The following is a 26,419-nucleotide window of genomic DNA, read 5'->3' on the forward strand; positions in this document are numbered from 1 at the left end:
AGAGAAAGACCTAATGAAAATCCTTCATTTATCGGCAGTAAAAAATTGGGGGGGCGGTGAAAACCAAATCGAATTGCTGTGTGAAGCCTTTAAAAATGAGGCTCCCGAAGTGGAAAATCTAATTCTATGCGTAAAAAATGGATTGTTTCATAAAAGACTCAAAAAGAATCAATTAAAGTTCAAAACTTCACCACTTCGCTTTAATTTCGATATTCGGTACAGTTTAAAGATTATACAAATTTGCAAGACCAGGCGAATAGACCTTATTCATATTCACGATCCAAAAGCACTTGCCCTGGTTGTTTTGGCCGATAAATTCTATAATTTACCGCCAATGGTTTTTAGCAAAAAGACCTCTTTTCCCATCAAAAACAGAAAGCAAACACTTTACAAATACAACTACCCAAAAATTAAACGCATTCTGTGTGTTTCGCATAAAACCAAAGAGATCACTGCAGAAAAAATTAAGGATAAAAATCGTTTAAGAACCATTTATCACGGTATTTCTATTGAAAAACAAAAACAGCTTAGCCCTGATGGTAATCTTCGAAACAAACTTGGCTTAACCGAAGATTATATTCTGGTAGGAAATATTGGCAATCATATTCCTGCTAAGGACCTTTCTACTTTCATTGAAACTGCCAAACAAATAATAAACCGGCCAAACGGTCAAAAATTTCATTTTGTACAAATTGGATATTTTACTTCTGAAACTGCCGCATTACTCGAACAGGTAAAAGCTAATAATTTAGAAGCATCTATCAGCTTTTTGGGCTTTAAAGAAAATGCCGCAAACCTAATATCACAGTTAGATATGTTACTGCTCACCTCTAACTCTGAAGGTGTCCCTAATGTAATTTATGAAGCTTTCTACCATAAAACTCCAGTTATAGCCACAAATGTTGGAGGAATTCCCGAAATTGTGAGCCATATGGAAAACGGACTTTTAGCTGATGCGACAGATCCTAAAAAATTAAGCGAACACATCCTATTTTTGGCAAAAGAAACCAATATAAGCCTTAGGTTTACCCAAAACGCCCATCGAAAAGTGGTAGAAAATTTCACCACAAAACAAATGGCGCAAAAAACACTACACGAATACAAAAACATTTTATATGGAAGATCTTAAAACAGAAATACAAAACGCCCTTACTATCTTAAAACGCGGCGGGCTTATACTTTATCCTACCGATACAGTTTGGGGAATTGGCTGTGACGCCACCAATCCTGAAGCGGTAGAAAAAGTGTATAAACTAAAAAAACGCCACGAAAGTCAGGCCTTAATTTGTTTGGTTTCAGATTATAAAATGCTCAACCAATTTGTGGAAGATGTACCAGAAGTAGCTTACGACATTTTAAAATTTGCCCGAAAACCTACCACCGTTATTTACGATAATCCAATTCGTGTGGCCGAAAACCTAATAGGCGCTGATAATTCCCTGGCTATTAGGGTTTCCAAAGATAAATTCAGCAATGATTTAGCAAAAAGATTTAGGAAACCTATCGTTTCTACCTCGGCAAACATTAGTGGTGAAAAAACACCGGAAAGTTTCGCCAAAATTAGTCCTGAAATTTTAGAAGGTGTGGACTATATAGTAAATTTGCAAAAAAATAAGAAATCGGCTAAACCCTCTACTATCATTAAATTAAGTAACGATGGTAAGGTTAAAGTGATTAGAAAATAGATTATTTCGCCACGAATACTCGAATTATGTCCGATATTATATATAAAGATGAAAGTTATGCCATTGTTGGCGCACTATTCAATGTATATAATAATTTAAGAAGTGGCTTTTCTGAAATAGTTTCTAAAGATGCATTAGAACTTGAGTTTAATTCGCTGAATATTCCCTTTGAAAGAGAAAAAGAATACTCAGTTACCTATAAAGGAGTTGTTCTGAGACACAAATTCTATGCTGATTTTATCGCTTTTGATAAAATAATTTTAGAAATAAAGTCTATAGAGAATATTTACGATAAGCATATTGCTCAATGTATTAATTATTTAAAGGTTTTTAAAAACAGATTAGCCATATTAGCCAACTTCCACAAAGATTTATTAGATCACAAAAAAATTGTACTATAAATATTTGTGTATTCGTGGCTAGAAAAGATATAATTTTCCAGTATCATTTAATTACATATTGATAACAGGAAATTTCAAAAGAAATTAAAATAGTGAAGAATTATAAAAGCGCGTTATCCCATAATATTTTTAGGGTCATCACCCAGGCTTCAGAAGAAATAAATCTTGAAAGCTACGTTATTGGAGGTTTTGTGCGCGATCATATTTTGCAACGAGGCACCCCTAAAGATATAGACATTGTTGCAGTTGGCAGCGGTATTCAACTCGCTAAAAAGGTAGCCCAAATACTACCGCATAAACCCAAAGTACAGGTTTTTAAAAATTATGGAACCGCAATGTTACGGGCTTATGATATGGAAATAGAGTTTGTGGGCGCTCGTAAAGAAAGTTATCAAAAAGAGAGTAGAAAGCCCCTTGTGGAAGATGGAAGTTTGGAAGACGACCAAAACCGGCGTGATTTTACTATAAATGCACTCGCATTGGGATTAAATGAGGATAACTTCGGAAATCTTTTAGACCCTTTTAATGGCATTGAAGATCTTCAGTCCAAAATCATTAAAACTCCACTGGACCCCGATATAACTTATTCTGACGATCCCTTGCGTATGCTGCGGGCCATTAGATTTGCCACACAACTAAATTTTAAAATTGAAAAAGAGTCCTTAGATGCTATTACCAGAAACAGGAAACGCATACGCATTATCTCCAAAGAAAGAATTACAGAAGAGCTGCATAAAATAATGCTCGCCAATAAGCCATCAAAAGGCTTTTCTTTGTTGCACAAAACGGGCTTGCTAGATATTATTTTACCCGAACTTACCGCCCTGGAAGGAATTGATGAAATTGAAGGCCAACGACACAAAGACAATTTTTGGCACACTTTAGAAGTGGTAGACAATATTGCCAAAAATACCGATGATCTATGGCTACGCTGGGCAGCCTTATTGCACGATATTGGGAAAGCCCCTACCAAAAAATTTCATAAGAAAATTGGTTGGACCTTTCACGGTCATGAGTTTGTGGGCGCGAAAATGGTATTTAAACTCTTTAAACGACTTCGCCTGCCGCTTAATGAGAAGATGAAATATGTACAGAAATTGGTATTAATGAGTTCACGCCCCATAGCTATTGTAGACAATGACGTAACCGATTCTGCCGTGCGCCGACTTATCTTTGATGCGGGTGAAAATATTGAAGACCTAATGACACTCTGTGAAGCCGATATCACCACTAAAAACCCTAATCGTTTTAAAAAGTATCATAACAATTTTAAAGTGGTTCGCAGTAAAATGAAAGAGGTGGAAGAGCGCGACCAGGTGCGTAATTTCCAACCCCCGGTTACCGGCGAAGAAATTATGGAGACTTTTAATATTAAGCCCTCGCGAGAAATTGGTATTATAAAAGATGCCATTAAAGAAGCAATTCTGGAAGGAGAAATTCCAAATGAACATGAAGCCGCAAGGAATTTAATGCTAAAAAAAGGAAAAGAACTTGGGTTAACAGTGGCCAGTAAGCAGTCTCAGTAGGCAGTGGGCTTAAGAGGTAAAATTTTAAAAGCATTGTTTTATTTTTAAAGCTAGCCTCGAAATATTGAAATATCTATTATCGAGTTAAAAAGTAAACTACCTCTGAGCAAGCCCACGAGGCATTCTTTGGAAACAAATTTTTAATTTCGAGGCAAGCCTCGGGGTATTACACCCTTTGGCGGTGCCAATAAAGTTTAAAAAAATGTATAGAAAATCAGTTAAAATTTCCCTCATACTCGTATACCTGGTTATAGTTGCCGGTGCAGTTGTTAGAATGACAGGCTCTGGAATGGGCTGCCCAGATTGGCCAAAATGTTTCGGCTATTACATTCCCCCAACAGAAGTCTCAGAATTGGAATTTCAGGCTAATAGGGAATATGAAAAAGGCCAGGTAATTATTGTTGACGAAACTTTAAAAGTAGCTGCAGAGGACTTCACATCAAAAGAAGTTTATAACGAAGAAAATTGGAGCACCTATACCAAACACGATTATGCCATTTTTAACCCCGTACATACCTGGGTAGAATATATCAACAGGTTGGCAGGTGCTTTGGCTGGTTTTGCCGTGCTTATTATGGCTATACTTTCTTTCAGAAAATGGAAAAGCAACAAAAAAATCACTTTGCTCTCCTGGCTTAGTGTATTTCTTATGGGATTCCAGGCGTGGCTGGGTGCCACCGTTGTTTATTCGGTTCTATCTCCGGTTAGAATCACCATACACATGGTTATGGCCCTGGTAATTGTAGCGGTTTTACTTTATTTACTCTATATTTCAGGAAAACAACAACAATCTAAAAGACCTAATAAAACCTTTAAAAACTTAATGATTTTGGCTCTTGCACTTACCTTAATTCAAGTGGTTTTAGGAACTCAAGTAAGGCAAATTGTAGATGAACAAATAAAAGCATTTGGTTATGATGCCAGGGAAATGTGGCTGGCAAATCCTGATATAACATTTTACATTCACCGAAGTTTCTCCATTCTTGTAATACTGGTAAACCTTGTACTTTGGTGGAAAAACCGTAAACTTCAACTTAATTTTGGAAAAATAAACTGGGTACTATGGCTAATAGCCCTCGAAATTATAACGGGAATTGCCATGTATAATTTCGATTTTCCTTTTACAACCCAATCGCTACATTTAGTAATCGCCTCGGCTTTATTTGGATTCCAATTTTATTTATTATTGGAAAGCTTTACCGCCGGCAGAAAGTTGAAAACTTCGTAACTTTGCCCCCTAAAATTTGAAATTATGGTTTACCGATTTAGAGTAATTCTTGATGCAGAGGAAGATGTATTTAGAGATATAGAAATACTAAAAGACAACACCCTGGAAGATCTTCATAACACCATTCTACAGTCGTTTGGTTTTGATGGTACCGAGATGGCCTCATTCTACTTAAGTGACGAAAAATGGGAACAAGGCGAAGAATTTTCGCAGTTTGATATGGGTGGTGAAGTTAGATTGATGAACGAAACCAGCCTGGAATCTATTTTAGATGAAGATAATAGAAACATAATCTATGTGTACGACTTTCTAAAAATGTGGACCTTTTTAATAGAATTGGCACAGATTGGCGAAATTGAAGATGGAAGAGATTACCCCAACCTTATGTTTGTACACGGGCAAATTCCAGACAATGCACCAGATAAAGATTTTGTAGGCGAGGATGATGGCGATGGCGGTTCTGGTGATATTTTTGACCAGGGTTTTAATACCAACGATTACGACGACCTTTCGTTTGATGAAAACTGGAACTGATTTCGGAGGAATTATCCCGAACCCGCTTCTGGACCTTAAATAAGCGTAACTTGACTGTTTACTGTACCGGTCTCCAAGCGTCGTGGGTATTCAGATTTCAAACTTGATAGTAGTTAAAGGTCTTATTACCCTTGGGCAAGCCCACGAGGCATTCGATGGAAACAAATTTTTAATTTCGAGGCAAGTCTCCGGGTATTACACCCTTTGGCAGTGCCATTAAACAACAAATAAAATTTCCGCTTTGGTTTATCTCGTATATTCGAAACGGAATTGAAAAAATTATATACCGAATGATTAATCTTTTTAATGCGCAAATTGAATCGCTGTCTATTCATAGAGTTGGCAATAAAAGCCGAAATGAAAATATTTTTCTTTCGTCTGCTCCTTATCAATTAAATGATGAGATCACTCCACTAATTAAGGAGTATTTCCTAAAACCTTTTAGAGAAAAGGAAGAAAATTATTTCCAATTTTCTCACGATACAGATCTTGAGTTCAACGAACTTTATAATTTAGCCAATGCTGTTTTTGATAATCCAGACAACATACACGAAGCTTCTAAGAAAATTACAACACTATTATTTGAGCAATCTGCCCATCCGCATATTAAAAGTGGAGAAGTTTATGTAGTCTATTTTGAGAACCTACAAATTGATAATGAGAAAGTTTCAGGAATTGGCATTTTTAAATCTGAGTTAAAACATGATTTTCTTCAGTTTGAAGAAAATGGCAGTATCCTGGAAATGATTGTTAAACAGGGAATCAACTTAAATAAGTTAGATAAAGGTGCGCTAATTTTCAATAAAAACCGTGCTGAAGGTTATAAAATCCTTTCGGTAGACTCTAATAAATATGACACCAAATACTGGCTGGAAAACTTTTTAGGAGTAGATGTAATGCGCGATGAAAATTACAACACCAAAAGTTACTTAAACTTCTGTAAGAACTTTGCCAAAGACGTGGTTTTACCTGCTGAAGACAAAAAAGAAGAAGTCATGTTTATGAACCGAAGTATGGATTACTTCGCTAAAAATGACGATTTTGAAGAAAGTAACTTCTTAAATTCAGTTATAGATAATCCAGATTTAGTACCTGAATTTCAACATTACAAAACCGAAAAGGCTCCTAAATATAAGATTGAAGATCTTACCAATTTCCCTATAGCCAACAAAGCGGTAACAGATGCCCGCAAGAAAATTAAAAGTGTTATAAACCTTGATACAAACATCCAGATTAAAATGGATTTTGTAAATGCCGAGTCGGCCGATAAATTTGTTGAAAAAGGCTGGGACGAAGAAAAACAGATGTATTATTACCTGGTTTATTTTAATAAAGAAGAAAAAAACTAAAACATCTTTTTAAAAAAGATTGTAGCCACGAATCCACAAAAATTAATAGTGGATTCGTGGCTTTTTTTCTACTGTTTTTACGTTAAAGAAGTTGAATGAAAAGTATAGCTATCGTCAAGCTGAACTTGTTTCAGCTTCTAACCTGTTCTGATTATCGACATTTTAGATCCCCGATAAAAAATCGGGGCAGGCTCTGAAATAAATTCAGGATGACGATTTTAAGAAAAGTTTTTACATATCCTATTTTTCTTTCACGAACTTTCCAGCAAACGTTTCATATTTACGTCTTCGTAATTACGACGTACAAAATCTAATGCTGTTCTAAGAATTTGCCCCATGGTACTGGCACGTTTAAACTTCATATCGTTAGTATATTTATACAGGTCTTTTCTTAAGCTTTTTACGTTGGCCTGGGTAGAAACATGATCGTTTATCATACAACGCAACAACTCTTTATAGCGCGGACGGGTATTTATTATTCTTTTGGCAAGCAGGGAACGTTCTTCTTTTCGGTATTGTTCAATTGAAGATTCCTGAAGTTTTTCCTGTACCAACTGCACCATTTTCAGGTTTTCTTTAAAGAATTGTGGCCTATACACTTTTAGGTTTCCTTCAAAACACTGCTGATCGAAATCTATGGCCCTTATTTGATATTCTACATGATCAAAATCGTGCGTAGGAATTACCACATAATTATACGAGCGCATATCTCCCAGTAACCTTACCGTACATCGCTCATTGAATTTTACAAATTGTTTGGCGATTTGGGTTTGTGCCCGGTTATCGCACAAAGGCAAATGATCTTCTATAAAAACATCTCCGGGAATACCCGCAATATGTTCTTCAATTAACGTGTCTTTATAGACTAAAAAATTTATTCGGTGTGGGGATAGCAAATGCTCAAACTCCAGCCCATAAATTCGGGAGGCATCAGCTTTTTTTACATAGAAATAAGTAAAACTATCATTTAGAATGTTTCTCACCTTAATGCGAAAGGGTTTCGAGTTGCCAAAAGTGCAATAATCTATAGCATCTACGGTTAAAAATTCCAGCGAATCATCACTACCATCAGAATGCATAATGGTATACACCTGCTTTAAACTATTATCTATTTCTTCCCGCTCAAAATCGGGATAATAACAGCGTACCCAAAAAGTATCTTCATCATGCTGATCGTACACTACAACCGAGCCGGAAAAACGCAGCAAGTCATCATAAAAAACAGGGATTTTAGTATTTCGGTTATATTTGGCCAGATATCGATTTAACCGTTCATTTACAGCAAATGATGGTTTTTTCTTAGACATCAGCTTTTCTTCCATATTATATCAGCTTTTTATCAAAAATAAGCTTTCTAAAGAGAAATCTGTAACAATTGCCTAACTTCGTCGTCATACTTTAAACTTTTCTTCAATTTTGGAAACAATTTTAAGTCTCAAAAAGCTTACTAAAAAATATGGCGCATTAACCGCGGTAGACAACCTGTCTTTTACCATAAAAAAAGGTAACGTATACGGAATTTTAGGCCCTAACGGAAGTGGAAAATCTACTACACTCGGTATGGTGCTGAATGTGGTAAATAAAACCTCTGGGGAATTTGCCTGGTTTGGCGGCAATATGAAAACCCACGAAGCTTTAAAAAAAGTAGGTGCCATTATTGAGCATCCTAATTTCTATCCTTATATGACAGCCACACAAAACCTGGCTTTGGTATGTAAAATTAAGGATGTCCCCAAAGATAAAATTGAAGAAAAACTGGAGATTGTAAACTTGCTGGATAGGAAAGACAGTAAATTTAGAACATTTTCCCTGGGTATGAAGCAGCGTCTCGCTATAGCTTCTGCCCTACTCAACGACCCTGAAATCCTTATTTTAGATGAGCCTACCAATGGGCTCGATCCGCAAGGAATTCACCAAATTAGGGAAATTATTAGAAAAATTGCCGCAGGAGGTACTACCATCTTACTTGCTTCCCACTTACTGGATGAAGTAGAGAAGGTTTGCTCCCACGTGGTGATTATAAGAAATGGAAAAAAACTTTATAGCGGCCCAGTAGATGCTATAAATGCCAGCCATGGATTCTTTGAATTGCAAGCTAAAAATATGCAGTTATTACAGGAATTACTTATAGCACACCCGGGAATAGAAAATGTATCGGAAAAAGAAAATATGGTTACCGCCATTCTAAAAGAACCTATGGATGCCGAAACTATAAATGCATATTTATTTGAAAAAGGACTTGCATTATCCTACCTGGTAAAACGCAAAGAAAGCCTGGAAGAACAATTCCTGGAATTAACCAATCAAACCCCCTCTATATAATGTTACGACTTTTAGAGATAGAATACCATAAATTACGCTATAGCCGATCGGCAAAAATACTGGTTTTAACCTATTTTATTTTAATAACATTCATTGCGCTAATAGCATCAATAGAATTCAATTTAGGGGCTATTAATTTTCGGGTTGCAGACCAGGGAATTTTTAATTTCCCCTATATCTGGCATTTTAACTCCTACGTAGCCGCCTTACTCAAGCTGTTTCTGGCAATTGTTATTGTCTCCATGATGTCTAATGAATATACCAATAGGACCCTAAAACAAAATTTAATAGACGGACTTAGTAAAAAAGAATTTATCGCCTCTAAGTTTCTAACCGTGATGGTATTTTCTTTGGTTTCTACTATCTTTCTATTTATTGTGTCACTTATTTTAGGACTGTCATTTTCAGACTTTACCGAGGTTTCCATCATCTTTTCTGATATGGAATATATAATCGCCTATTTTGTAAAACTTACCGGTTTTTTTGCTTTTTGTATGTTTTTGGGAATTCTCATAAAACGTTCGGCATTTGCATTGGGCTTTCTCTTTATCTGGTGGATTTTGGAAAGCATTGTTTACGGAGTTTTAAAATGGAAAGTCTTTAGAGCCTCTGAAGTTGCCGATACTATTGCAAGGTTTTTCCCGCTGGAGTCCATGAGCAATTTAATTAAAGAACCTTTTTCAAGACTATCGGCCGTACAAACCGCAGCATCACAAATAGGCTCTGAAATTGATAAGGATTACGGTATTCACTGGGATCAACTGCTTATTGTGCTACTATGGACGGCTATTTTTGTGTTTTTATCTTATAAACTACTTAAAAAGAGAGACTTGTAAACCATAAAAAACACATCATACTTCTGATTTTAAATCTTTTACCTCAAAAACCTGACAAATTGCATATGAGTTTGAATAGGCAGGATTATTGATTAGTTTAGTACTTCCTTGCTATGAACTCACGAGGTATTAATTAGAAAAAAAAAATGAATTTCGGGACATGCTTCCAGGCATTTCAATCCTGAATATCGGGTAATAAAAATGAAATTTAAGTTAGAATCGGATTACAAGCCTACCGGAGACCAGCCTAAAGCCATTGAGCAGCTGGTAAACGGAATAGATAATAACGACCAGTACCAAACTTTACTGGGGGTAACAGGCTCGGGAAAAACTTTTTCTGTTGCCAATGTTATTCAGGAGGTACAAAAGCCTACCCTGGTCCTGGCCCATAACAAAACCCTTGCCGCACAACTCTACTCAGAATTCAAACAGTTTTTTCCGAATAATGCGGTAGAGTATTTTGTAAGCTATTATGATTATTATCAACCCGAAGCTTTTATTCCTACTTCAGGAACATATATTGAAAAGGACCTCTCCATTAATGAGGAGATTGAAAAATTAAGACTTAGTACTACTTCTTCCCTCTTAAGTGGAAGACGTGATGTAATTGTGGTGGCATCTGTTTCTTGTTTATACGGTATTGGTAATCCGGTAGAATTTAGAAAAAATGTAGTTACTATTGAACAGGATATGGAAATTTCCAGAACCAAATTCCTACACCAATTGGTTCAGGGACTTTATTCCCGTACTGAAGCAGAATTCACCCACGGAAACTTTAGAATAAAAGGAGATACCGTAGATGTTTTTCCAAGCTACGCCGATAATGCTTTCAGAATTCATTTTTTTGGAGATGAAATTGAAGAAATTGAAGCTTTTGATCCCGGGACAAATGATATTATTGAAAAATATGAACGCCTGAATATTTATCCCGCCAATATGTTTGTTACCTCGCCTGATGTAATGCAAAATGCTATTCATCATATTCAGGACGATCTTGTAAAGCAGGTAGACTATTTTAGGGATATTGGTAAACATTTAGAAGCAAAACGCCTGGACGAAAGAACCAATTTTGACCTTGAAATGATTCGAGAATTGGGCTATTGCTCGGGAATTGAAAACTATTCTCGCTATTTGGATGGAAGACAACCCGGTACAAGGCCTTTCTGCCTGCTGGATTATTTTCCAGATGATTATTTAATGGTGGTTGACGAAAGTCACGTAACCATTCCGCAAGTACATGCTATGTACGGCGGTGATAGGTCCCGAAAAGAAACCCTCGTAGAATACGGATTTAGGCTTCCTGCCGCAATGGACAACAGGCCGCTTAAATTTGAAGAGTTTGAGGCCTTGCAAAACCAGGTGATTTATGTAAGTGCCACCCCGGCAGATTACGAATTACAAAAAACCGAAGGGATTTATGTGGAGCAGGTTATTAGACCAACCGGACTTCTGGACCCGGTTGTTGAGGTGAGACCGAGCTTAAATCAGATAGACGATCTTATTGAAGAAATTCAAACACGAATTGAAAAAGATCAAAGAACGCTGGTCACCACATTAACCAAAAGAATGGCCGAAGAATTGGCAAAATACCTTACGCGTATTAATATTAGATGTCGTTATATCCATTCAGATGTAGACACTTTGGAACGTGTAGAGATAATGCAGGATCTACGCCGTGGATTGTTTGATGTACTTATTGGAGTAAACCTTTTAAGAGAAGGACTCGACCTCCCTGAAGTCTCGCTGGTAGCTGTTATTGATGCCGACAAAGAAGGTTTTCTAAGAAGTAACCGCTCGCTTACTCAAACCATTGGCCGTGCGGCTCGTCACGTAGAAGGGAAAGCCATTTTATATGCCGATAAGATTACCGATAGTATGCAAAAAACTATTGACCAAACCGAATATAGAAGAACCAAACAAATAAATTATAACAAAGAGAATAATATTAACCCTACCCCACTGGTTAAAAAACTTGAGAGCAGTACCTTGATCAAGGAGAAATTAGATGTATATGATGCCGAAAAACCGCTAACTACAAAAGCTGCCGAAGAAGAAATTGCCTATATGAGCAAATCCGAACTGGAAAAAAGAATTCGGGAGAAAAGAAAAGCCATGGAAAAAGCAGCAAAAGAACTTGACTTTATGGCTGCGGCGAAACATCGTGATGAAATAAAAATGCTACAAAATAAAGTAAAAGAAGCATAAGGCTAAGGCCGGGGAAATCCCTTATTATTGCAAGAACTATAGAAGAAAAGTTTTCAAAAACTATATTTAGAATTCCAAAACACTCCTGACTAAAGAAATAGGATTCCGTAACAGGTATTTTTTAGTAGGATGAAAAACTTTATACTTTATTGCTTTCTGCTTATCTCAATAGCCGCATATTCCCAGGTGGGTATTGGCACGACCAGTCCCGAAGCACAATTAGATATTATTGCTTCTGATATAAATAATCCCACAAAAATAGATGGCATCCTTATTCCCAGGGTAAAAAAATTCCCGGCACAAAATCCCGGAAGTGAACAACACGGCATGCTTATCTTTTTAAGTGCCGATTTTAACACCTCGCCTACCGGTTTTTATTACTGGCACCACCCGGAATCGCAATGGAAGTCTATAGTTTCAGATGCAAAAATGGCTGATTTTTATGAACCTGGTACCGTAGAAAGTCCCGGAAATATAAATGATGACCTATTCAGAAATGGAAACATAGGTATTGGTACCGAAACAATTGAGAGCAAACTTCAAATTGCCATAAATCCGGGGGATTCAAAAGATATTAAAAAAGGCCTGGAAATAAATAATAATAATCCCGGCAAAACAAAAAACACCTATGGGATAGAAGTACTTAATAGAAGTAAAACAGATGCTATAAAATACGGTATAAAAAATCACGTTACGGGAGATGGTGATGGGGTTAGATATGGCATTTATAACACTACTTCACAGGGGGCTAGCGGTTCGGGAATTTATGGAATTTATAATTCGGTAGGTCGTACAGAAGGTGCTAACAGTTCTAATTATGGGATTTTCACAGAAATTGGCGAATCTTCCGGCAGGGGCAATATCTATGGAATTTATGCCCGTGCCCTGGGAAACTCAAGTTCAAGGGTGTTTGCGGGTTATTTTGAAGGTCCGGTGGGGATAGGTAGAACCAAAGCCCAGGAATATATTTTACCAGAATTACGGGGAGAAGAAAATCAAATTTTAGTTTCAGATAATTCGGGGAATGTAGATTGGCAATACAATCATACCCGAAATTATGTGAGTACGGGAACTCATAGTGGAAATTATAATATTGGTGATGAAGTTTACTACCTGAGAATTACTAATAGCCCGTCTTCTATTACCATTCCGGATGCTTCCGGTTGTAGAGGTCGCGAATTGGTTTTAATAGCTATGGGCAGCAGCAATACCTCTCTAAATTTTTTAAACGGAGATACCCTGGACGATATTCAAAACAATACCAGTATTACCAGCATCGCAAAAGGGGAAATTTTAAAGATGCTAAGTATAGGTACTCGCTGGATACTAATTAGAAAATAGAAAGAGGCTGTCTGAAAAGTCTATTCTCGTCAAGCTGAACTTGTTTCAGCTTCTAACATGTTTTTAATTACCAACACGTTAGATCCCTGATAAAGAATCGGGGCAGGCTTTGAAATAAATTCAAGATGACGGTTTTAAAACCTTTTCAGACAGCTTTTTTCTATATCAATTAAATTTATTGTTTTTTAGTGAACAATAATCGGATCGGCATTACCATCTGGATCTCCATTCACATTTCCATCGGTAGATGCATTTCCTAGAAGTAAAACTCCTGCAGCGTGAGGGGAAGCCATAGAGGTACCACTAATTGAGTTGTAACCACCACCTTTCCAGGTAGAATTAATAGCAACTCCCGGGGCAGCATAATCTACCGGAGGATTTCCGTAGTTAGAAAAAGAAGCCCAATTATCATTAGAATCCATTGCAGAAATAGTATAGATATTGGCTCCATTTACTCTTGCCGGTGAACTTGTGTTAGCATCAGAACTTTCATTTCCGGCGGCAAGTGCGAAAATAATTCCTTTTTTAGATGCAGAAAGAACTGCATTATCTAAAGCAGCGGAGGTTGGCCCTCCAAGGCTCATATTTGCTACATCACCTGCACTCCCGTATGCGGCTACGTGATCTACCCCGGCAATTACCCCTGAATAAGAACCGCTACCACGGCTGTCTAATACCTTTACAGGAATTACGGTAGCTCCGGGAGCCACTCCAATAACCCCAATATCATTATTTAAAGCGGCAATGGTTCCTGCTACGTGCGTTCCGTGGCCATTCCCATCGTCTGTAGACTTACCATCTCTTCCCGATGTAAATGCATTAAAGCCTCTTGAAGCATCAACATTTAAATCTGGATGATCGGTATCAATTCCTGAGTCGATTACCCAGGCTACATTAGAGCCCGTATAAGAAGCAACCCCATTTACACGAGCTATCCCGTAGGGAGTCACCTGGCTTGAGGAGCCATCACCGCCATCTCCATCTCCGGGATCACCGTCACAAGGACCACCATTTGGAGTTCCACAAGGTGGTGCAAATTGTACTATTCTATCTTCCTCGATAAAAGCAATCTCTTTTTTCTTACGTAATGATTCTACCTCTTCATTACTTAATTTAAGTGCCACACCATTAATGGTTTTACTGTAAACTGCAAGAAGTTCTGCATCGGCAATATTCACTTCCGATAATAGCTTTTTGGTAGTATTAGCCACAGCCTCCTGAGCTTTGGTATAACTTTCGGGATACTTAGAAGTAGCATCTCCCGTTACCTCTTTATTAAAAACAACTATATATTGGCTTTCAATAATATTTGATGAAGTGGGGGCCACCAATTCTTCATCAATTTGCTGATCGTTTTGTTCATCTTGTGAACAGGAAAATAAAAATGTGGCAACTAAAGCAGTTACCGCGAGTGGTTTGAATTTGTTTAAAATCATAAATTTAAATATTTGGTTAAAAAAAGGTTAATAGATCAACCAAATCTATCACTTTATCGATAAAAACCAAATTTTCATCCGATTAAATTATAAATTTAACAAAATAAATAACTATATGATCAAAAGATAAACAATAAAAAAAGCAGCACTTACAATGTCAAATGCTGCTTTATAATTTCTAAACTAACCGGTGTTTAGTCTTCAGCCTTTTCGCCTTCCCACTCCATAAAACCACCTTCCAGGTTATAAGTATTTTTAAATCCCATTTGATCTAGAATAGTGCAGGCCTGGGCACTTCGTTTTCCCGAACGACAATAGATATAGTAATTTTTATCTTTATCCAGCTTTTCGATTTCATTTACAAATTCCTGACCTTTATAAATATCAAGGTTCTTTGCGGTTGGAATATACCCGTCTTCTACTTCTTCTTCAGTTCTTACATCTAAAATTACAGCGTTGTCATCTTTTTTCAATTGTGATGCCCATTCTTCCTGACTAAGCTCTTTCATAAATTCCTGGTTTTTCAATTCCCAAAGGGGAACTTGTTAATATCTTCCTTTTTATTTCCCGTAAAGATATTGAAAGTTTTAAAAATTAAAGACTTCAAGAGGCAGGGATATAGTTATTAAAAATTAACATTTTTTTTTGATTAAAATGACAAAAGCACTTTATATTTGTACATACAAATGTTGTTAGAACAAATGAAACTTGAAGATCAATTAAAAACCAGTAATCTACCTTTAGCCAGAAAACTAAGCCTGGGAATATTAGTGACTGCTAGCTATATAGATGATAGAGTGGCTGAAGCCCTTAAGCCTTTTGATATTTCCATTCCTCAGTTTAACGTCTTGAGAATTTTACGTGGGCAAAAAGGCAAGCCGGCCAACTTAAGTACTATTCAGGAGCGTATGGTTAGCAAAATGAGCAACACTACCCGATTGGTAGACAAACTAATCTCTAAAGGTTTGGCCGAAAGAGTTATTTGCGAATCTAACAGGCGAAAGGTAGAAATTACTATTACTAAAGAAGGACTACAACTTTTAGAGAAAACAGATCCGGCAGTAGATGCGGTAGAAGCTGAAATGACCAGGAACTTGACTGAAGAAGACATAGAGTACGTGACAAATTGTTTAAACGAAATAAGAAAATAATGGAGAATTATAATGAAAAATTAAATTGGCGATATGCCACCAAAAAATTTAATCCCGAAAAATCTTTAAGTGAAGAGCAGGTAGAATATTTACAAAAAAGTATTCAACTTTCTGCATCCTCCTACGGGTTACAACCATACGAAGTATTTGTGGTGACAGATAAAGAGACAAAAGAAAAACTTAAAGAAGCTGCCTGGAATCAGTCGCAACTTACCGATGCTTCGCACGTTTTTATTTTCGCAGGGCTAAAAAAACTAAACGAAAACTATATTGATTCTTACCTGGAAAATATTAGTAAAATCAGGGAAATTAAAGTTCAGGATTTAAGCGGATTAAAAGATATGCTCACCTCAAATATTGTTGATAAACCCGAAGAGCAGCAAAAAATATGGGCACAAAAACAAGCATATATTGCCCTGGGAAATTTACTCTCGGCTGCTGCCCACCTAAAAGTTGATACCTGCCCTATGGAAGGTTTTGACGCCGGGAAGGTTGATGAAGTCCTGGGAATATCGGGAACTAACTTAACTACCGCTGTAATAGCTACTGCCGGTTATAGAAGCGATGAAGACCAAATGCAACACGCCAAAAAAGTGAGAAAACAAGAAAACGAATTATTCCATTTAATATAAATCAAATCTAAAATTAATTAAAATTAAAAATTCTTATGAAAAAGAATCTATTTAAAGGCGCTTTCGCAGCCACCGTTATCGTATCGATGCTATCTTTTACCGGCGTAAACGCACAGGAAAAGAAAATTGAAATAAAAGATAGTAAAATTGAGTGGGAAGGAGAAAAAGTAACCGGTTCTCACGAGGGCACTATTCAATTAAAAAATGGGTATTTCACTATGGAAAATGGTGAGCTTAAAGGTGGAGAATTTGTTATGGATATGACCACAATTAATGTAACCGACCTTGAAGGCGAAAACAAAGGAAAGTTAGAAGGCCATTTAAAATCTGATGATTTTTTTGGAGTAAGTACTTATCCTAGTTCAAAATTGGTAATCACCAGTGTTGCAAAGAAAAGCAACGATACTTATGGTGTAGTTGCCGATCTTACAATTAAAGAAAAAACAAATACAATTACATTCGATTTAGATATGGACAAAAATTCGGCCTCTACCGAATTAACCATAGACAGGTCTAAATACGATGTTCGTTACGGTTCGGGAAGTTTCTTTGATAATCTTGGTGATAAAACCATCTATGACAACTTTGAACTGGACGTAGACCTAAAATTCTAAACAGGATCGGGAAGAAAATTGCTATAAAAAAGAAAAATAAATTATGGAAAAGTCAATAAATACGCAGGCCAGTAATATTGCCTGGACAGGAAAGAAAGTTTTGGGTTCACACTCTGGAACCATAGACCTAAAAGATGGAAAACTCCGTTTTGAGAACGATGAGATTGTAGGTGGTGAATTTGTAATGGATATGTCTAGCATTACAGTTACAGATCTAAAAGGAAAAGATAAAGAAGGGTTGGAAGGCCATTTAAATTCAGATGATTTTTTTGGAGTAGAAAATCATCCAACCTCCAGCCTGGTAATTACGAGTGTAGCCAAAAAAGATAATGGCACCTATGGCGTAGTTGGAGATCTTACTATTAAAGACACTACCCATCCCATAACATTCGATTTAGATTACAACGATAATACCGCAACTACAAAATTAACAATAGATCGTTCTAAATATAACGTGAAATACAATTCTGGTAGTTTCTTCAGCGGATTGGGAGACCAAACTATCTACGACAATTTCGATTTAAATATTGAATTGAAATTCTAATTTTTTAAAATATAGAAATAGGGCCGAAAAAGTTAAATTTACTTTTTCGGCTTTTCTTTTTTAAAATTTCGTTTGGTTATTAAAATAGGCTTTCTATCTTTGAAGCAATGAAAAACAGAATAGCAAATACTTGGTGGTGGAACAATTTACGTCAAAACGTCGTGAAGTAACATTGCTATAGTATAAAATCATACAAAAGGCTTGTCTCACGACAAGCCTTTTTTTATTTAATTTTTCGTCATTTCCGAGAAGTCGGAAATCTCTAAAAAGATCAAAATGACAAATGATTACCAATATCACGTTTACATCATTACAAATCGTAAAAATGGAACACTATATATTGGAATTACAGGAAACTTGAAACAAAGATTATATCAACATAGAAATCGAAACCTAAAAAGTTTTAGCAGCAGGTACCGACTTGATAAACTAGTATATTATGAAAAATTCGAATATCCGTCGTTGGCGATTAAAAGGGAAAAACAACTTAAAAAATGGAATCGACTCTGGAAAATAAACCTGATAAACGATTTCAACCCCGATTGGGAAGATTTGACTATAAGATTTAAATAACTCAAACAAAAATATACTAAATAGACTCCCGCCTTTGCCGGAGTGATAAAAAAAAACAATATATGTTTAAATTGACCACAAGCCATAAAAAACTCCTTGCCGATACCATTACGCCGGTGAGTATTTATTTAAAAGTACGGGATAAATATCCCAATAGCCTTCTTCTGGAAAGTAGTGACTATCACGCCAACGATAATAGTTTTTCGTATATATGCTGTAACCCTATCGCTTCTATTAAAATTCAAAATGAAGTAATTACCGAAGTTTTTCCTGACGGAAGTAAAAAGACTACAGAAATCACTCCTGAAGTAAACGTTCCCCGGCAAATCCAGGAGTTCTCAAAACAGTTTAATACCGAAGATTCAGATTTTAAATTTATAAACAATGGGCTTTTTGGCTATATCGCTTACGATGGAGTGCGCTATTTTGAAGATCTTGAAATCAAAAAGCGCAATGGCGACCTTCAACTGCCTGATATTTATTATGCGGTATACCAAAACATTATAGCCATTAATCATTTTAATAACGAAGCCTATATTTTTGATCACCGCTATAACAATGACTCCAGAATTGACGAAATAGCGCAACTTATTAAGGTAAAAAACTTTGCAACTTATAATTTTGAACGTCAGGAAAAAGCAATTTCTAACCTTACCGATGAAGAGTTTAAAGCAAACGTAAGACTCGGAAAAAAACACTGCTATCGTGGCGATGTTTTTCAAATTGTACTTTCCAGAAGGTTCTCCCAAAAATTTAAAGGAGACGAATTCAATGTTTACAGGGCTTTACGAAGTGTGAACCCTTCCCCCTATCTTTTCTATTTTGACTACGGAAATTTTAAAATCTTTGGAAGTTCTCCTGAAGCACAATTGGTAGTTCAGGATGGCCGGGCAGAAATACACCCTATAGCCGGCACCTTTAAACGTACCGGAAATGATGAAGAAGACGCTGAATTAGCCAAAAAACTAGCCGCAGATGAAAAAGAAAACGCCGAACACGTAATGTTGGTAGATTTGGCCAGAAATGATCTTAGTAGGCACGGAAATAATGTAAAAGTGGAAAAATACCGGGAAATTCAGTTTTTCTCACACGTAATTCACTTAGTTAGCAAAGTTACCGGCACCAAAGATGTTAAAACCCCTACCATGCAGGTAGTGGCCGATACTTTTCCGGCGGGAACCTTAAGTGGTGCACCCAAACACAGCGCCATGAAGCTTATAGAAAAATATGAAAATGTAAATCGTGATGCCTATGGAGGTGCAATCGGGTTTATGGATTTCCACGGAAATTTTAACCATGCGATTATAATTCGATCTTTTGTTAGTAAAGATCATCAATTGCATTACCAGGCCGGTGCCGGAGTAGTCTCTGAATCTGTTGAAGAAAACGAATTACAGGAGGTTTACAATAAATTGGGCGCATTGACCAAAGCATTGGATATTGCTGAAGATATCTAAAAAAATAAAAACAATACGTCATCCTGAATAAATTTGGGAGCTAGCTCCCAAATTTATTCGGAGATCTAACATATTAGAATCTGAAACGAGTTTAGATTGACGCGACTTTGAGTATTTAAAAACAGAATTTCACACCAGGTAGAATGAAAAAAATATTAGTTATAGACAATTACGATTCTTTTGTGTACAATCTTGTGCATTATTTAGAAGAAATGAATTGTGAGGTCACGGTTATAAGAAACGACCAGCTGGAGCTGGAAGAAGTAGAAAAATATGATAAGGTTTTACTTTCTCCGGGGCCGGGAATTCCCAGTGAAGCCGGTTTATTGAAACCTATTATAGAAAAATATGCTTCATCAAAAAGTATTCTTGGCGTTTGCCTTGGCCAGCAGGCTATAGGGGAAGTTTTTGGAGGAGAGTTAGGGAATTTAGAATCGGTTTACCACGGTATTGCCACTACTATGAATCTTTGTGTTGACGATGAACCGCTATTTAAAGGTTTGCCCAAAACCATGAAGGTGGGGCGCTATCATTCCTGGGTGGTTTTAAAAGAACTGCCCGATGCTTTGGAAGCTACTTCCTACGACGAAAATGGCCAAATTATGTCGCTGCGTCATCGTGAATTCGATGTTCGTGGGGTTCAGTTTCATCCAGAATCGGTATTGACCCCAGATGGTAAAAAAATGATTGAAAATTGGGTTAAGGCTTAGGTCATTTCCGCGCAGACGGAAATCTCTAAAAGCAAAACAATTGTATTAAAAGACTGCTACATTCGTAGGAGTGACCAAGACTTATTAAACAGGTTCCCATCTTTATGGGAATGACAAAATTAAATATGAAAGAATTATTAAACAGGCTTATTAACCACGAAACCATCTCTAAAGATGAAGCCAAGCAAGCACTTTTTAGCATCTCTAATGGAGAATACAACGAAAGCCAAATAGCCGCATTTTTAACCGTGTATATGATGCGTAGCATTACCATAGAAGAGCTGGAGGGTTTCAGAGATGCGCTTTTAGAACTTTGTGTGGCTATAGATTTAAGCGCCTACCATCCTATAGATCTTTGTGGAACCGGGGGTGATGGTAAAAATACATTTAATATTTCCACAACGGCCTCCTTTGTTACAGCCGGTGCCGGAATACATGTGGCAAAGCATGGTAACTATGGGGTTTCTTCGGTGAGCGGAAGTTCTAATGTTATGGAAAGTCTGGGGATAAAATTTAGTAATGATGCCGGTTTCCTTGAAAAATGTATTGCAGAAGCAGGTATTTGTGTATTGCACGCTCCCCTATTCCACCCGGCTATGAAAAATGTGGCCCCCATCAGAAAATCTTTAGCGGTAAAAACTTTTTTTAATATGTTGGGGCCTATGGTAAACCCTGCTTTTCCCAAAAATCAATTAGTTGGGGTTTTTAACCTCGAACTTGCCAGAATGTATGGGTATCTATATCAAAACACCGATAAGAATTTTACTATTTTACACGCTTTAGACGGGTATGATGAAATTTCGCTTACCGGAAATACCAAAACCATTTCTAATAATACTGAAGCCATGTTAAGCCCCGAAGATTTTGGAGTAGAAGGCTTAAAACAAGAAGAAATTGCCGGAGGTGGTTCTATAGAAAGTTCCGCAGAAATTTTTGTAAATATATTAAAAGGAAAGGGCACCAGGGCACAAGAAAATGTAGTTTGTGCCAACGCCGGGATGGCCATCGCCACTGCAAAACAAATTAGTGTCAAAGAAGGTTTTGAAACTGCGCGGGAATCAATAAATTCCGGGAAAGCTTTAAAAGCATTGCAGAAATTGCAAGAATTGAGTGAATAAGAAGTTAGCCTTAAGAAAAATTAAGTCTTATCATCGTCAAGCTGAACTTATTTCAGCTTCTAAGGTGTTTTGATAATTAGATCCTGAAACAAATTAGGATGACGTTTTAAATAAGTGTATAGAAATAAAATTATTTGAAAAAAATGAACATTTTAGATAAAATAATAGCCGACAAGCATAAAGAATTAGTCTTAAAAAAACTGGTAGTGCCCGTTTCACAATTGGAACAATCGGCGCTTTTCAATAAAGAAACAATTTCTCTAGCCGAAAAATTACGAAGCAGTAATACCGGTATTATTGCCGAACATAAAAGGCGCTCCCCATCAAAGTCGGTAATTAACCAAAATCTAAATGTGCAGGATGTTGCCACAGGCTATGAGAATGCAGGAATTTCAGGAATGTCGGTATTAACAGATGGCAAATATTTTGGCGGTTCTTTAGACGATTTGCTCTATGCACGCGCATCGGTACAAATGCCACTATTGCGAAAAGAGTTTATAATTGATGAATATCAATTATTAGAAGCAAAAGCACACGGCGCCGATGTTATTTTATTAATTGCCGCAGTACTGGACCGCGAACAGATAAAATTGCTTTCAGAATTTGCAAAAAGCATTGGTTTAGATGTTTTACTTGAAGTTCACGACGAAGAAGAGTTACAAAAATCTATTATGCCAAGTATAGATATGCTGGGGGTAAATAACCGGAATTTAAAGACTTTTGAAGTAAATATAGATACAAGCAAGCAGCTTGCAGCAAAAATTCCCGAAGATTTTGTAAAAGTTTCAGAAAGCGGGATCAGCTCGGTTGAGTCGATAAAAGATTTGAAAGAATATGGGTATAAAGGCTTTTTAATAGGTGAAAATTTTATGAAAACAGAAAACCCAGGCAAAGCTGCCGCTGAGTTTGTGAGAAAATTGACCAAAGAATAAAGTAGTTGGCTATCTCTAAAGTCTGGTTTTCTCCTTTTAAGGAGGAGTACCCGCAGGGGGAGGTGGTTAAAACCTAATAAAATGAAGAACTTAAAACTGAAAATTTGTGGGATGAAGCATCCCGAAAACATCAGTGAAGTTGCGAAACTTCAACCTGATTACATGGGGTTTATTTTTTATAAAAAAACACCTAGGTATTTCGAGGACAGCATCCCCGAAATATCCCGGGAAATAAAAAGAACAGGGGTTTTTGTTAATGAAGACATCAATATTATCCTGCAAAAAATAAAGGAGCACGATTTAAATGCCATTCAGCTTCACGGTGAGGAAAGCGATACTTTCTGTGCCGAATTAAAAACCCTGTTAGTTGAAACCGAGGTAGAGATTATAAAGGTGTTTTCGGTAAAAGACGATTTTGATTTTGGGCTTTTAGAAGCTTACGAAACTGTGGTTGATTATTTTCTATTTGACACCAAAGGAAAGAATAAAGGCGGCAACGGAATTACCTTTAATTGGGAGGTTTTAAAAGAATATCCTTCAAAAAAATCCTTTTTTTTAAGTGGTGGTATTGGCCCGGAAGAGGTGGAAGCTATTAGTGAACTACAAGCATATTTTAAAGAGAATGGAAAGGAAAATTTGCTGTATGCCATAGATGTAAATAGTAAATTTGAAGAAAAAGCAGGTTTAAAAAATGCCGAAAAACTGAAAGAATTTAGAAAACAGTTTTGAGTTGTCGGTTATCTGTTTTGGTTTATCAGTTTGGATTTGAATTAAAATAACTTAGATCCCCGATAAAGAATCGGGTCAGGCTCTAAAATAAACCCGTCTGAACGAACAGGCAGGTTCAGGATGACGAAAGAAAATATTAAAAACTTCTAAGGGCGCTGCCCTCGTAAGAAAAATTAAAAATTGACCGTCAACCTGAACTTGTTTCAGGTTCCAGGTTCAGGATATTGCAAACATTATAAAAATAAGTGCACTTGCGGCACACAAATAAAAAAATTAAAATGAGCTATCAGGCTAACGAAAAAGGATATTACGGCGATTTTGGAGGAGCTTTTATTCCAGAAATGCTCTATCCAAATGTAGAGGAATTGCGTTCGCAGTACCTGGATATTATGAAAGAAGAATCTTTTCAGAAAGAATTTAAAGATTTGCTTCGGGATTATGTAGGGAGACCAACGCCTTTGTATTATGCAGAGCGCTTCAGTAAAAAATACGGGACAAAAATCTATTTGAAACGCGAAGACCTTTGCCATACAGGTGCCCACAAGGTAAATAATACGGTAGGCCAGATTTTAATGGCAAAACGCCTTGGAAAAAACCGAATAATTGCTGAGACCGGTGCCGGGCAACACGGTGTGGCTACTGCTACTGTTTGTGCACTTATGGGCATTGAATGCGTTGTTTATATGGGCGAAATTGATATTGAACGCCAGGCTCCCAATGTAGCCAGAATGAAAATGCTGGGTGCTAAAATTGTTCCGGCAAAATCGGGAAGCCGAACCCTAAAAGATGCTACCAACGAAGCGATAAGGGACTGGATCAATAACCCTTTAGACACGCATTATATTATTGGTTCTGTGGTTGGCCCCCACCCCTATCCCGATATGGTAGCAAGATTCCAGGCAGTGATTTCTGAAGAAATAAAAGTTCAGCTAAAAGAAAAAGAAAATCGCGAAAACCCAGATTATGTGGTGGCCTGCGTAGGTGGCGGAAGTAACGCTGCCGGAGCCTATTTTCATTACCTGGATAATCCCGATGTTGGGATTATTGCGGTTGAAGCTGCTGGAAAAGGCATACAAAGTGGCGAAAGTGCCGCAACTTCGGCTTTGGGAAAAGAAGGTATTATTCACGGCAGTAAAACGCTATTGATGCAAACCGAAGATGGTCAAATAACCGAACCCTATTCTATTTCTGCCGGACTCGATTATCCCGGTGTGGGCCCTATGCATGCCCATTTATTTAGAAGTGGCCGCGGAGAATTTATTTCGATAACCGATAAGGCAGCGATGGATGCCGGCCGGGAATTGGCCAAACTGGAAGGGATTATTCCGGCTATTGAAACATCTCACGCCCTGGCAATTTTTGAAGATCGTAAATTTAAAGAAGACGATGTTGTAGTGATTAATCTTTCGGGCCGTGGGGATAAAGATTTGAGTACGTATATTGATTATTTTGACTTGTAGAAAGCTCTCTATTCCCAAACGGGGAATTATAATGAAAGTTTTAAAACAAAATATGAGTTACCGTCAACCTGAACTTATTTCAGTTTCTAATTTTTCGATTATTGCAAAATCTTAAATAGTTAGATTCTGAAATAAATTCAGAATGACGTAAAAAAACAGATTGCCTTGTGCGCTGCCATTACAATGGGAAAGAACATATTAGTGCATTCGTGGCGAAAAAAATTGAAAACAAGTTAAATTCTGAAATGAATTCAGAATGGCGATATATAAGATTATGAAAATGAATAGAATAAATAAAAAACTTCAGGAAGCACATAAGATGCTTTCCATCTATTTTACCGCCGGTTACCCCGAGCATGAAGACACGGTTTCCATTATTCAGGATTTAGAAAAAAACGGGGTAGATTTTATTGAAATCGGCTTACCGTTTAGCGACCCCCTGGCCGATGGACCTACTATTCAGGAAAGTTCTACAAAAGCCTTACAAAATGGCATGACTACCAATAAACTTTTTGAACAACTGGAAGGAGTTAGAGATTCAGTAGAAATTCCCCTGGTAATTATGGGCTATTTTAATCCTATTCTGCAATATGGCGTTGAAAAATTTTGTAAAAAATGTGCCGAAACCGGAATAGACGGACTTATAATCCCTGATCTTCCTGTTGATGTTTACAATGAGGAGTATAAACAAATTTTTGAAGAAAACGGACTTCAGAATATATTCCTGATTACCCCGCAAACTTCAGAAGAGCGTATAAGGTTTATAGATTCGGTTTCCAACGGATTTATTTATATGGTAAGTACCGCAAGTGTTACCGGTTCTACCTCGGGCTTTAGCAGAGAAACCAGGGATTATTTTAAAAGAATCTCGGCAATGAAATTGCAAAACCCACAAATTGTAGGTTTTGGAATTAGTGACGAAGAAAGCTTTAATCAGGCTACCGAGTTTGCCAAAGGTGCCATTATTGGCTCCGCATTTATAAAACACCTCAACGCTCACGGAAAAGCTAATATTGCCGATTTTATTAAAAGTATTCGCCCGGTTTAACCTAATTCTAACAAGGTCTTAGCAGATTTTTAGAGCCTCAATTCGTAAATTAGAGGTGAATCTAAAAATGAAAGATTATGGGAGGACCAATTGAAGATAGCAAGAGAAAAAGGAAAAAAGATCAGACAAATCCAACCAACCCAACTGGAAAAACGGATAAGCAGACCAACGAGGTAGATTTTGACGAAAAAACCATAAAAGACCAACAAAACAAAAAATAAATTTATGGGACGAGGAGATAAAAAAACCAAACGAGGAAAAATTGCAATAGGCACGCACGGAAGGTTACGCCCTAAACGTAAAAAATTTAAGGTAAAACCAACCACAATGGCCGAACAGGAAAAGAAAGAATTACAGTAGTTGTAAGTTGACTACGTCTGGAAACCCTGAATTAAGAGTGTAACTTTTAGTTCAGGGTTTCTTTCTTTTTATTTACCTTTCTTTTATATTATGTTTATTTATTCGTCACTCCGAATTTATTTCGGGGTCTAATTTGTTTTGAAATCGAGAGTATAGGTTGGTGAATTTAGATCATATTAGATGCTGAAACAAGTTCAGAATGACGCAGCTTACGTGAACCGAATTCAA

The 26,419-nt window shown here is 36.9% G+C and carries 28 protein-coding genes; 25 read left to right on the forward strand and 3 right to left on the reverse strand.

Going from position 1 to position 26,419, the window contains the following annotated elements; translation table 11 throughout:
- The first annotated feature begins 13 nt into the window (after positions 1-13).
- From I6U50_RS07830 to I6U50_RS07860, 7 genes are all read left to right on the forward strand, one after another.
- Positions 14-1,129 carry a glycosyltransferase family 4 protein gene (locus I6U50_RS07830; RefSeq protein ID WP_198638440.1) on the forward strand — a complete coding sequence of 372 codons (1,116 nt, stop codon included), beginning with the start codon at positions 14-16 and terminating at the stop codon, positions 1,127-1,129.
- Positions 1,116-1,685, forward strand: a complete 570-nt coding sequence (locus I6U50_RS07835; protein WP_198638441.1) for an L-threonylcarbamoyladenylate synthase — start codon at positions 1,116-1,118, stop codon at positions 1,683-1,685. Before I6U50_RS07830 ends, I6U50_RS07835 begins: the two co-directional genes overlap by 14 nt.
- A gap of 26 nt (positions 1,686-1,711) precedes the next feature.
- A complete protein-coding gene (locus I6U50_RS07840) occupies positions 1,712-2,086 on the forward strand; it encodes a GxxExxY protein (protein WP_198638442.1) in 375 nt (124 codons plus the stop codon).
- Positions 2,087-2,178: 92 nt separating this feature from the next.
- Positions 2,179-3,612: a CCA tRNA nucleotidyltransferase gene (locus I6U50_RS07845; protein WP_317192019.1), complete on the forward strand. Its 1,434-nt coding sequence runs from the start codon at positions 2,179-2,181 to the stop codon at positions 3,610-3,612.
- A gap of 202 nt (positions 3,613-3,814) precedes the next feature.
- Complete coding sequence (locus I6U50_RS07850) at positions 3,815-4,840, forward strand: COX15/CtaA family protein (RefSeq protein ID WP_198638443.1); 1,026 nt, start codon at positions 3,815-3,817, stop codon at positions 4,838-4,840.
- Between the two features lie 24 nt (positions 4,841-4,864).
- Positions 4,865-5,374, forward strand: coding sequence for an IS1096 element passenger TnpR family protein (locus tag I6U50_RS07855; RefSeq protein WP_193711004.1), 510 nt, complete (start codon positions 4,865-4,867; stop codon positions 5,372-5,374).
- Positions 5,375-5,664: 290 nt separating this feature from the next.
- Positions 5,665-6,723: a nucleoid-associated protein gene (locus I6U50_RS07860; protein WP_193711245.1), complete on the forward strand. Its 1,059-nt coding sequence runs from the start codon at positions 5,665-5,667 to the stop codon at positions 6,721-6,723.
- A 251-nt stretch (positions 6,724-6,974) separates the two neighbouring features.
- On the opposite strand, the gene I6U50_RS07865 is transcribed toward I6U50_RS07860, so the two are convergent.
- Complete coding sequence (locus I6U50_RS07865; protein ID WP_193711005.1) at positions 6,975-8,045, reverse strand: hypothetical protein; 1,071 nt, start codon at positions 8,043-8,045, stop codon at positions 6,975-6,977.
- A 94-nt stretch (positions 8,046-8,139) separates the two neighbouring features.
- Here I6U50_RS07865 and I6U50_RS07870 point away from each other — a divergent pair, with 94 nt between their 5' ends.
- From I6U50_RS07870 to I6U50_RS07885, 4 genes are all read left to right on the forward strand, one after another.
- Positions 8,140-9,045: an ABC transporter ATP-binding protein gene (locus tag I6U50_RS07870; RefSeq protein WP_198638444.1), complete on the forward strand. Its 906-nt coding sequence runs from the start codon at positions 8,140-8,142 to the stop codon at positions 9,043-9,045.
- On the forward strand, positions 9,045-9,881 hold the full coding sequence (locus tag I6U50_RS07875) for an ABC transporter permease (protein ID WP_198629268.1): 837 nt from the start codon (positions 9,045-9,047) through the stop codon (positions 9,879-9,881). The genes I6U50_RS07870 and I6U50_RS07875 overlap by 1 nt, the downstream gene beginning before the upstream one ends.
- Positions 9,882-10,082: 201 nt before the next feature.
- A complete protein-coding gene (uvrB, locus tag I6U50_RS07880) occupies positions 10,083-12,086 on the forward strand; it encodes an excinuclease ABC subunit UvrB (RefSeq protein WP_232805900.1) in 2,004 nt (667 codons plus the stop codon).
- Positions 12,087-12,215: 129 nt separating this feature from the next.
- The gene (locus I6U50_RS07885) at positions 12,216-13,427 is read left to right on the forward strand and encodes a hypothetical protein (RefSeq protein WP_198638445.1); all 1,212 of its coding nucleotides are present in this window, start codon (positions 12,216-12,218) and stop codon (positions 13,425-13,427) included.
- A 185-nt stretch (positions 13,428-13,612) separates the two neighbouring features.
- Here the strand turns inward: I6U50_RS07885 and I6U50_RS07890 are convergent, their stop codons facing one another.
- Together I6U50_RS07890 and I6U50_RS07895 are read right to left on the reverse strand one after the other, a co-directional pair.
- A complete protein-coding gene (locus tag I6U50_RS07890; RefSeq protein WP_198638446.1) occupies positions 13,613-14,863 on the reverse strand; it encodes a S8 family peptidase in 1,251 nt (416 codons plus the stop codon).
- Between the two features lie 194 nt (positions 14,864-15,057).
- Positions 15,058-15,372, reverse strand: a complete 315-nt coding sequence (locus I6U50_RS07895; protein ID WP_198629265.1) for a rhodanese-like domain-containing protein — start codon at positions 15,370-15,372, stop codon at positions 15,058-15,060.
- A gap of 192 nt (positions 15,373-15,564) precedes the next feature.
- Between I6U50_RS07895 and I6U50_RS07900 the strand changes: the two genes are divergently transcribed.
- The 14 genes from I6U50_RS07900 to I6U50_RS07965 all read left to right on the forward strand — a co-directional run bounded on the left by I6U50_RS07900 (position 15,565) and on the right by I6U50_RS07965 (position 26,191).
- Positions 15,565-16,014, forward strand: coding sequence for a MarR family winged helix-turn-helix transcriptional regulator (locus I6U50_RS07900; RefSeq protein ID WP_198638447.1), 450 nt, complete (start codon positions 15,565-15,567; stop codon positions 16,012-16,014).
- Positions 16,014-16,646, forward strand: coding sequence for an NAD(P)H-dependent oxidoreductase (locus I6U50_RS07905; RefSeq protein ID WP_198638448.1), 633 nt, complete (start codon positions 16,014-16,016; stop codon positions 16,644-16,646). Before I6U50_RS07900 ends, I6U50_RS07905 begins: the two co-directional genes overlap by 1 nt.
- A 35-nt stretch (positions 16,647-16,681) precedes the next feature.
- Positions 16,682-17,260 (forward strand): YceI family protein, encoded by a 579-nt coding sequence (locus I6U50_RS07910; protein WP_198629262.1) that lies wholly within the window; start codon positions 16,682-16,684, stop codon positions 17,258-17,260.
- Between the two features lie 43 nt (positions 17,261-17,303).
- Positions 17,304-17,804: a YceI family protein gene (locus I6U50_RS07915; RefSeq protein WP_193711014.1), complete on the forward strand. Its 501-nt coding sequence runs from the start codon at positions 17,304-17,306 to the stop codon at positions 17,802-17,804.
- A 276-nt stretch (positions 17,805-18,080) separates the two neighbouring features.
- Positions 18,081-18,377, forward strand: a complete 297-nt coding sequence (locus I6U50_RS07920) for a GIY-YIG nuclease family protein (RefSeq protein WP_198629261.1) — start codon at positions 18,081-18,083, stop codon at positions 18,375-18,377.
- 62 nt (positions 18,378-18,439) lie between these two features.
- A complete protein-coding gene (locus I6U50_RS07925; RefSeq protein WP_198638449.1) occupies positions 18,440-19,834 on the forward strand; it encodes an anthranilate synthase component I family protein in 1,395 nt (464 codons plus the stop codon).
- 143 nt (positions 19,835-19,977) lie between these two features.
- Positions 19,978-20,544 carry an anthranilate synthase component II gene (locus I6U50_RS07930; RefSeq protein WP_198629259.1) on the forward strand — a complete coding sequence of 189 codons (567 nt, stop codon included), beginning with the start codon at positions 19,978-19,980 and terminating at the stop codon, positions 20,542-20,544.
- 125 nt (positions 20,545-20,669) lie between these two features.
- On the forward strand, positions 20,670-21,662 hold the full coding sequence (gene trpD, locus I6U50_RS07935) for an anthranilate phosphoribosyltransferase (protein ID WP_198638450.1): 993 nt from the start codon (positions 20,670-20,672) through the stop codon (positions 21,660-21,662).
- A 143-nt stretch (positions 21,663-21,805) separates the two neighbouring features.
- A complete protein-coding gene (trpC, locus tag I6U50_RS07940) occupies positions 21,806-22,594 on the forward strand; it encodes an indole-3-glycerol phosphate synthase TrpC (protein WP_198629257.1) in 789 nt (262 codons plus the stop codon).
- A gap of 81 nt (positions 22,595-22,675) precedes the next feature.
- Positions 22,676-23,323 carry a phosphoribosylanthranilate isomerase gene (locus I6U50_RS07945; RefSeq protein WP_232804731.1) on the forward strand — a complete coding sequence of 216 codons (648 nt, stop codon included), beginning with the start codon at positions 22,676-22,678 and terminating at the stop codon, positions 23,321-23,323.
- A gap of 278 nt (positions 23,324-23,601) precedes the next feature.
- A complete protein-coding gene (gene trpB / locus I6U50_RS07950; RefSeq protein ID WP_193711019.1) occupies positions 23,602-24,783 on the forward strand; it encodes a tryptophan synthase subunit beta in 1,182 nt (393 codons plus the stop codon).
- 280 nt (positions 24,784-25,063) lie between these two features.
- Positions 25,064-25,831, forward strand: a complete 768-nt coding sequence (gene trpA / locus I6U50_RS07955) for a tryptophan synthase subunit alpha (RefSeq protein ID WP_198638451.1) — start codon at positions 25,064-25,066, stop codon at positions 25,829-25,831.
- Positions 25,832-25,908: 77 nt separating this feature from the next.
- Positions 25,909-26,052: a hypothetical protein gene (locus I6U50_RS07960; RefSeq protein WP_193711021.1), complete on the forward strand. Its 144-nt coding sequence runs from the start codon at positions 25,909-25,911 to the stop codon at positions 26,050-26,052.
- A gap of 4 nt (positions 26,053-26,056) precedes the next feature.
- Positions 26,057-26,191: a 30S ribosomal protein THX gene (locus I6U50_RS07965; protein ID WP_198629254.1), complete on the forward strand. Its 135-nt coding sequence runs from the start codon at positions 26,057-26,059 to the stop codon at positions 26,189-26,191.
- The last annotated feature ends 228 nt before the right edge of the window (positions 26,192-26,419 follow it).

This window comes from Salegentibacter maritimus (assembly GCF_016236975.1).
Lineage (GTDB): Bacteria > Bacteroidota > Bacteroidia > Flavobacteriales > Flavobacteriaceae > Salegentibacter > Salegentibacter maritimus.